The following is an 8,437-nucleotide window of genomic DNA, read 5'->3' as shown; positions in this document are numbered from 1 at the left end:
TCAGGCCGCGGCAGTTGCGCAGGAACAGCGGCCAGAACTGCGTCAGATCGTCGGACGACCAGCCCGGCATTTCAGACCAGGTCCCGGCTTTGAACTTGCCCGCCAGGGCGCGCGGCGGCGTGTCCGGCAGGGCCGACAGCGACGGCACCACCAGGGGGCCGTCAGCCGCGGGGACGCGCGTGCCGGGCAGGCTGCCGGCATCGCCGGATTCAGGGGGGACGTCCGAGGGGGTGGAACATGCCGCCAGCAGGACCGACAGCACGGACAGGCTAAGAATGCGCTTCATGAGCAGAGAAGAAAACGGGGCAACGGGCCAGGCCATTCAGTGCAGGGTGCGCGGCATGGCCAGGACGAATTCGGAGATCGGCACTTCGAACGGAATCCCGTTCTCGCCGACACAGTGGTAGGTGCCGCGCATCGTGCCCACCGGGGTGGGCAGGGGACAGCCGCTGGTGTATTCGAAGGTCTCGCCGGGCGCAAGCAGGGGCTGCTGCCCCACGATGCCCAGTCCGCGCACTTCCTGCACGCGCTGGTTGCCGTCGGTGATGACCCAGTGGCGGCTGATCACCTGGGCGGGATGCTCGCCGGTATTGGTGATGCGCACGGTATAGGCAAACACGAATTGCTGTTCGCCGGGATCGGACTGTTCAGGCACGAAGCGCGGAGAGACAGAGACGCTCAGGTCGTAAGGTTTCACAGTCCTTCCCTGTGTGGCTGGGCGCGGGGGCCGGAGAACGGCGCCGGACGCTTTCAAGACGCAGTTTTCGGACCCGCGGAACCGGGCTGTTCCCGATACCGCGCCTCAAACTGCAATAATGGCACATTATGCCCTTCCCGACTCCGAACATCATGTCATCCTCCACGGCTTCCACCCGCATCACCCCCAGCATCCTGTCGGCTGACTTCGCCCGCCTGGGCGAGGAAGTCCGCAACGTCGTCGCCGCCGGCGCCGACTGGATCCACGTGGACGTGATGGACAACCACTATGTCCCCAACCTGACCATCGGCCCGATGGTGTGCGCGGCGATCCGCCCCCACGTCGAGGTGCCGATCGACGTGCACCTGATGGTCGAACCGGTGGATGACCTGGTCCCGATGTTCGCCAAGGCCGGCGCCGACTACATCAGCTTCCACCCCGACGCCAGCCGCCACGTGGACCGCACGCTGTCCCTGATCCGCGAAAACGGCTGTAAGGCAGGCCTGGTGTTCAACCCCGCCACGCCGCTGACCTATCTGGACTACGTCATGGACAAGATCGACCTCGTCCTGATCATGTCGGTGAACCCCGGCTTCGGCGGCCAGAGCTTCATCCCCGGCGCGCTGACCAAGCTGCGCGAGGCGCGCGCGAAGATCGACGCCTGGATGCAGGCCGGCGGCCAGGAAATCGTGCTGCAGGTGGACGGCGGCGTCAAAATCGACAACATCGCCGAAATCCGCCGCGCAGGCGCCGACACGTTCGTGGCCGGCTCGGCCATTTTCGGCAAGCCCGACTACGCGGGCATCATCACGTCCATGCGCGAACAGATCGCCATCGGCGAAACCACCGCCATCTGAGGATCACGACGACATGACCGCTTTCCGCGCTGCGCTGCTGGACCTGGACGGCACCCTGCTGGACTCCATCCCCGACCTGGCCTTCGCGGCCAACGCCATGCGCGTGGAGCTCGGCATGACCGCGCTGCGCGAAGACGTGGTGGCCACTTTCGTGGGCAAGGGCGTGGACAACCTGGTCCGCCGCAGCCTGGCGGGCAGCCTGGACGCGGCCGACCCGTCGGCCGCCGAGTTCGACCGTGCCCGCGAAGCCTTCTACCGCCACTACCACCTGGTCAACGGCGAACGCGCCCAGGTCTACCCCGGCGTCATCGAAGGCTTGAAGCACATGCGCGACCAGGGCCTGAAGCTGGCCGTCGTCACCAACAAGCCCACCGAATTCACGCTGCCGCTGTTGCAGCGCACGGGTCTGGCGGGCTTTTTTGACGCGGTCGTCTGCGGCGACACCTGCGCGCGCCGCAAGCCCGACCCCGACCAGGTGCTGCATGCCTGCGAACTGCTGGGCGTGGCGGTGACCGAAGCCGTGACCATCGGCGACTCGATCAATGACGCGCAGGCGGGCCGTACGGCCGGCACGCAGGTCCTGGTCGTGCCTTACGGTTACAACGAAGGCCGTGACGTGCGCGAGCTGGATGTCGATGGTATAGTGGACACGCTTGTCAACGCCGCCCAGTGGGTGGCGCTCTGGAACCAAAACCAGAACGCCGCGAAAACCGCCTCCTGAAACGGAGCCCGGGGCAGCTGACAAACCGCCTGACAAACCCTGAATTCCCAAAGACTTATCCCGGATCAATGAACGCTTACCCCCAGAACCAAATGCTCGGCGCCTCGTGGCGCTGGTGGCGTTTGTCTTCCGGGTGGCGATGATCCCTCCCGGCCCTGGACGCGTATGCCGCCTAGTGCCGTAGCTGTGTAAACACAGAGCCAAGCCCGGAACCAGTAACCTGGACCGGGCTTTTTTGTTGTGCGCCCGGTCTGAAAGCAAACACCAAATCGCTTACGAGACCCCGACATGACCGAAATCGAATTCAAGGCCCTCGCCGCGCAAGGCTACAACCGCATCCCGCTGGTCGCCGAGACCTACGCCGATCTGGACACCCCGCTGGGCATCTACCTGAAGCTGGCGCACGCGGGCCCGCTGGCCGGCCGCATGACCTGCCTGATGGAATCCGTGGTGGGCGGCGAGCGCTTTGGCCGCTATTCGTTCATCGGCCTGCCTGCCCGCACGGTGATCCGTGCCAGCGGCACCCTGACGGAAGTGCTGCACGACGGCCAGGTCGTGGAAACGCACGAAGGCGATCCGCTGGCCTTCATCGAGCAATACCAAGGCCGTTTCAAGGTCGCCCTGCGCCCGGGCATGCCGCGCTTTTGCGGCGGCCTGGCCGGCTACTTCGGCTACGACACCGTGCGCCACATCGAGCCCTGCCTGGGCCCGGCCGTCAAACCCTTCCCGGCCGGCATGGAAGGCGGCACGCCCGACCTGATGCTGATGCACGTGGACGAACTGGTCATCGTGGACAACCTGGCCGGCCGCATCTACCTGATGGTCTACGCCGACCCCAGCCAGCCCGAGTCTTACAGCCGCGCCCAGCAGCGCCTGCACGACCTGCGCGCCCGCCTGCGACGCCCGGTGGAAATTCCCTACAGCCACGCCAGCATGCAGACCGAAGAGCGGCGCGACTTCAAGAAGGAAGACTATCTGGCGGCCGTGCACCGCGCCAAGGAACACATCGCCGCCGGCGACCTGATGCAGGTGCAGATCGGCCAGGTCATCGCCAAACCCTTCCGCGATTCCCCGCTGTCCCTCTACCGCGCCCTGCGGTCGCTGAACCCCTCCCCCTATATGTACTTCTGGAACTTCGGCGACTTCCAGGTCGTGGGTGCGTCGCCCGAGATCCTGGTGCGCCAGGAGCGCGTGGTGGACAACGGCGTGCCGAAGTCGCAGATCACCATCCGCCCGCTGGCCGGCACCCGCAAGCGCGGCGCCACGCCCGAGGAAGACGCGGCGCTGGCCGCCGAACTGAAGGCCGATCCCAAGGAAGTGGCCGAACACGTGATGCTGATCGACCTGGCGCGCAACGACGTGGGCCGCGTGGCCGAAGTGGGCTCGGTGAAGGTCAGCGACACCATGGTCATCGAACGCTATTCGCACGTGATGCACCTGGTGTCCAACGTGACGGGCAACCTGAATCCCGGCATGAGCAGCATGGACGTGCTGCGCGCGTCCTTCCCCGCCGGCACGCTGACGGGCGCGCCCAAGGTCGAAGCCATGAAGATCATCGATGAACTGGAACCCGTGCGCCGCGGGATCTACGGCGGCGCGGCCGGCTACCTCTCTTACGGCGGCGAAATGGACGTAGCCATCGCCATCCGCACCGGTGTCATCAAGGACGGCACGCTGTACGTGCAGGCCGCCGCCGGCATCGTGGCCGATTCCAACCCCGAAGCCGAATGGGCCGAAACGGAAGCCAAGGCCCGCGCGGTGCTGCGCGCGGCCGAACAGGTGCAGCACGGCCTGGACGAACCCATCTGATCCCGGCCCCGCCCGAACCGAATACCGCCCGCACGGAGAAAAAAATGCTGTTGATGATCGATAACTACGACTCTTTTACCTACAACCTGGTCCAATACTTCGGCGAACTGGGCGAAGACGTGCGCGTCGCGCGCAACGACCAGATCACGCTGGAAGAGATCGCCGCCCTGAACCCCGACCGCATCTGCGTGTCGCCCGGGCCGTGCTCGCCGGCCGAAGCCGGCATCTCGGTGGCCGCGATCCAGGCCTTTGCCGGCAAAAAACCCATCCTGGGCGTGTGCCTGGGCCATCAGGCCATCGGCGCGGCCTACGGCGGCGACATCGTCCGCGCGCAACAGATCATGCACGGCAAGACGGTGAAGATCTCGCACACGGGCACCGACATCTTCACCGGCCTGCCCACCCCGTACACCGTGATCCGTTACAACTCGCTGACCATCGACCCCGCCACCCTGCCCGACTGCCTGGCGGTGACGGCAACCGCGCCGGACGGCGACATCATGGGGGTCCGCCACAAGACGCTGCCCCTGTACGGAGTACAGTTCCACCCCGAATCCGTGCTCAGCGAACATGGCCACGCCCTGCTGCGCAATTTCCTGAACCTCGCCTGAGAAGGACGCATCGTGACGATTTCCCCCACCGAAGCGCTGACGCGCTGCATTGAACACCGCGAAATTTTCCACGACGAGATGCTGCATCTGATGCGCATGCTGATGCGCGGCGAGATGTCTCCGCAGATCGCCAGCGCCCTGCTGATGGGCCTGCGCGTGAAAAAGGAAACCATCGGCGAGATCACCGCGGCCGCGCAGGTCATGCGCGAATTCGCCACCCCCGTCGTAACGCCGAATCCGCAGGATCTGCTGGATATGTGCGGCACCGGCGGCGACGGCAGCCACACGTTCAACATCTCGACCACCGCCATGTTCGTGGCGGCGGCGGCCGGCGTGCCGATCGCCAAGCACGGCAACCGCAGCGCCTCGTCCTCCAGCGGCAGCGCCGACGTGCTGGAAGCCCTGGGCGCCAACCTGGTCCTGACGCCGGATGAGGTCGCCGAATGCATCCAGGCCACCGGCATCGGCTTCATGTTCGCGCCCGCCCACCACGGCGCCATGAAGAATGTGGCCGCCGTGCGCAAGGAACTGGCCGTACGCACCATTTTCAACATCCTCGGGCCGCTGACCAACCCTGCGGGCGCCGCCAACCAGCTGATGGGCGTGTTCCACCCCGACCTCGTCGGCATCCAGGTGCGCGTGCTGGAGCGCCTGGGTTCGCGCCATGTGCTGGTCGTGCACGGCAAGGACGGCATGGACGAAGCCTCGCTCGGCGGCGCCACGCTCGTGGGCGAGCTGAAAGATGGTCAAATACGGGAATATGAAATCCACCCCGAAGACTACGGGCTATCCATGATGTCCAACCGGTCCATCAAGGTGTCCAATCGCGAGCAGTCGCGCGAACTTGTCATCGAAGCGCTGGACAATGTCGAGGGCACCGCGCGCGACATCGTTGCGCTCAATGCGGGGCTTGCCATCTATGCCGGCAATAAAGCCGATTCCATTCCCGAAGCCTTAGCGCTAGCATTTGAGTTGATTGCCACCGGCGCGGCGCGAGCCAAGCTGGAAGAATTCTGCGCATATACCCGGAAATTCCAGAAATGAACGATATTCTTGCGAAGATCCTCGCCGTCAAGGTCGAGGAAGTCGCCGCCGCCCGCCAGATGCGCAGCGAAGCCGAAGTCCTGCGCGAAGCGCAGGCGCGCCAGGACGTGCGTGGCTTCGCTCAAGCCATCGAAGACAAGATCTCGCAGGGCAAGGCCGGCGTCATCGCTGAAATCAAGAAAGCGTCGCCCTCCAAGGGCGTGCTGCGCGAAACCTTCGCCCCCGCCGACATCGCCTCGACCTATGCCGTGCACGGCGCGGCCTGCCTGTCGGTGCTGACGGACGTGCAGTTCTTCCAGGGCTCGCACGACCACCTGCGCCAGGCGCGCGCCGCGTGCTCGCTGCCGGTGCTGCGGAAAGATTTCGTGATCGACCCGTACCAGATCATCGCCGCCCGCGCGATGGGCGCGGACTGCGTGCTGCTGATCGTGGCCGCGCTGTCGCCGTCGCAATTGCGCGACTACGAAACGCTGGCGATGGAACTGGGCATGGACGTGCTGGTGGAAGTGCACGACGCCCGTGAGCTGGACGTGGCACTGACCATGAAGACGCCGCTGCTGGGCATCAACAACCGCAACCTGCGCACCTTCGAAACCAGCCTGAAGAGCACGCTGGACCTCTTGCCCAACATCCCGGCGGGCAAGCGCGTCGTGACCGAAAGCGGCATCTTGAAGCCCGAAGACGTGAAACTGATGCGCGACCACAAGGTCAACGCCTTCCTGGTGGGCGAGGCCTTCATGCGCGCCAAGGATCCGGGCGCCGAACTCGCACGCCTGATGGGCTGAACGCAGCCCCTGGCCCTAGCCGCTAGCGCGACCGGGGCAGGCCCAGCGCGGCCGCGCGCCGGTACACCGTGCTGCGGTGCACACCCAGCGCCCGCGCAGCGCGGCTGACATTGCCGCCGTGCGCGGCCAGCGCGTCGCGAATCGCGGCATCCGCCATGGATTGCAGATCGGCCGTGCCCCCGCCCGCAGGCGAGGCGTCGGCCGTATTGGCGCGCGTGCTGGCGGGCGGCGACAGCTCGGCGGGCAACATGTCCGCCTCGACCACGCCCGACGGCCCCGCCAACACATGCAAGGTGCGCAGCACCGAAGCCAGTTGGCGGTAGTTGCCCGGCCAGGGATACGCGGCCAGGATGGCCTCGATCTGGGGCGGCAGCACCGGCCCCGCGCCTTGGGCTGCCCATAGCGCCCGCAGCAGTTCCAGCCGGTCCGCGCGCGTGCGCAACGGTTCCAGCGTGACCGTGTATTCGGCGATGCGGAAATACAGGTCGGGGCGCACCGGCGCGTCGGGTCCTTCGTGGGCCAGCGGGCGATGCGTGGCGCACACCAGCGCGAAGTCCACCGGCACCGGGCGCGCCGCGCCCAGCGGCGAGACTTCGCGCGTCTGCAGCACCCGCAGCAACCGCGACTGCAGCAGCAGCGGCATGTCGCCGATCTCATCCAGGAACAATACGCCGCCATGCGCCTGGCGCAGCAAGCCCTTGCTGCCCTGCCGGCGCGCGCCGGTGAATGCGCCGTCTTCATAGCCGAACAATTCGGATTCGATCAGGCTTTCAGGTAATGCCGCGCAGTTCACCGCCACGAAGGGGCCCGATGCGCGTTTGCTGCGCGCGTGCAGCTGGCGGGCGAACACTTCCTTGCCCACTCCCGTTTCGCCCTGCAGCAAAATGGACACGCCCGCGTCGGCCAGATGCACGGCGCGGGCCAGCGCCCCAAGGGTCGCGGCGTCGAAGCTGGGTGCGACGGGGCGCGTCGACCCAGCCGGCGGCAAGGCCGGCGCGACCGGCTGCGGCGGACGCGAACGCGGCAGGCGCAGCCGGGCGTGATAGCTCGCGCCCGTGCGCGCATGCACCCGTCCTGCGGCGTCCGGACAGCGCTCCAGTTCCCCGTCGAACACGTCGGCGTAGCGATACACGCCGAGCGCCGTGGCCGCCAGCCCCAACGCCTGCAAGGCGCGACGGTTGGCGCCGACCAGCAGGTCACCCTGGAAGGCGAGCAGGCCTTCGCCAGGCGCGCCCAGGCCGGAATGGTCCGTGTGCAGCCGCAGCACGGCATAGTGTTCGTAGGCCTGTTCAAACAGGCCGTGTTCGATCAGGTCCACCGCCGCGCGCACCAGTTCCAGCACGTCAGGACGGATGTCGCGCGCCTGGCTGGACAAGTCCAGCACGCCCAGCGTGCGGCCCTCGCTGTCGGAGATGGGCACCGCGGCGCAGGTCAGGATGCGGTTGGGTTCGAAATAGTGCTCAGCGCCATGCACGGCGATAGGCCGGCCTTCCACCAGCGCGGTGCCGATGGCGTTGGTGCCGGCCGCGGCCTCGTCCCAGGGCGCGCCGGGCATCAGCGCCACGCGGGAAGCGCGGCTGGCAAAGCCCGTGTCGCCGCCACTGTCCAGCACCAGGCCTTGAGCGTCCGACAAGATCACCAGGTTGCCGCTGCTGCCCGCCTCGCGGCGCAGATAGGACATGGCGGGTTCGGAAAGGCGGCGCAGCGCTTCGTTGCGCTGCTGGGCCTCGCGCAGTTCGCCCTGGGTCATGAGCTCGGCGCGGCGCACGCCACGCATGTCGAAGCCCAGGTCGGCGCAGCGGCGCCAGGATCGCAGGATGGGCTCGGCGACGATGCCGCCGGGCACGGCGCCCTGCTGGTTGAACAGCAGGCGCGCTTGCGTCAGCGCATGCTGACGGGACTGAGTGGCCATG

General features: G+C 66.9%; 8 protein-coding genes and 1 pseudogene. 6 read left to right on the top strand and 3 right to left on the bottom strand.

What is annotated here, in order from left to right; translation table 11 throughout:
* Positions 1 to 286, bottom strand: a pseudogene (locus AC27VE_RS28070) (murein transglycosylase A); the annotation flags it as partial.
* A gap of 36 nt (positions 287 to 322) precedes the next feature.
* Positions 323 to 697, bottom strand: a complete 375-nt coding sequence (apaG, locus tag AC27VE_RS28065) for a Co2+/Mg2+ efflux protein ApaG (RefSeq protein WP_046805616.1) — start codon at positions 695 to 697, stop codon at positions 323 to 325.
* 128 nt (positions 698 to 825) lie between these two features.
* Between apaG and rpe the strand changes: the two genes are divergently transcribed.
* The 6 genes from rpe to trpC all read left to right on the top strand — a co-directional run bounded on the left by rpe (position 826) and on the right by trpC (position 6,524).
* Positions 826 to 1,554 (top strand): ribulose-phosphate 3-epimerase, encoded by a 729-nt coding sequence (gene rpe, locus AC27VE_RS28060; RefSeq protein WP_006227297.1) that lies wholly within the window; start codon positions 826 to 828, stop codon positions 1,552 to 1,554.
* Between the two features lie 13 nt (positions 1,555 to 1,567).
* The gene (locus tag AC27VE_RS28055; RefSeq protein WP_006227298.1) at positions 1,568 to 2,275 is read left to right on the top strand and encodes a phosphoglycolate phosphatase; all 708 of its coding nucleotides are present in this window, start codon (positions 1,568 to 1,570) and stop codon (positions 2,273 to 2,275) included.
* A 288-nt stretch (positions 2,276 to 2,563) separates the two neighbouring features.
* Positions 2,564 to 4,084: an anthranilate synthase component I gene (trpE, locus tag AC27VE_RS28050; RefSeq protein WP_006227299.1), complete on the top strand. Its 1,521-nt coding sequence runs from the start codon at positions 2,564 to 2,566 to the stop codon at positions 4,082 to 4,084.
* 44 nt (positions 4,085 to 4,128) lie between these two features.
* Entirely contained in the window at positions 4,129 to 4,695 is a 567-nt protein-coding gene (locus AC27VE_RS28045) for an aminodeoxychorismate/anthranilate synthase component II (protein WP_006227300.1), read from the top strand.
* Positions 4,696 to 4,707: 12 nt separating this feature from the next.
* Positions 4,708 to 5,739, top strand: coding sequence for an anthranilate phosphoribosyltransferase (trpD, locus tag AC27VE_RS28040; RefSeq protein ID WP_006227301.1), 1,032 nt, complete (start codon positions 4,708 to 4,710; stop codon positions 5,737 to 5,739).
* On the top strand, positions 5,736 to 6,524 hold the full coding sequence (gene trpC / locus AC27VE_RS28035) for an indole-3-glycerol phosphate synthase TrpC (RefSeq protein WP_488705579.1): 789 nt from the start codon (positions 5,736 to 5,738) through the stop codon (positions 6,522 to 6,524). The genes trpD and trpC overlap by 4 nt, the downstream gene beginning before the upstream one ends.
* A gap of 22 nt (positions 6,525 to 6,546) precedes the next feature.
* Here trpC and AC27VE_RS28030 read toward each other — a convergent pair whose 3' ends face one another.
* A complete protein-coding gene (locus AC27VE_RS28030; protein ID WP_488705578.1) occupies positions 6,547 to 8,436 on the bottom strand; it encodes a sigma-54-dependent Fis family transcriptional regulator in 1,890 nt (629 codons plus the stop codon).
* Position 8,437 lies beyond the last annotated feature (1 nt).

The sequence above is a fragment of the Achromobacter sp. 18P8.1.1 genome (assembly GCF_057799415.1).
The sequence above is the reverse complement of the archived record's forward strand: the minus strand, read 5'-3'. Positions and strand labels throughout refer to the sequence as shown.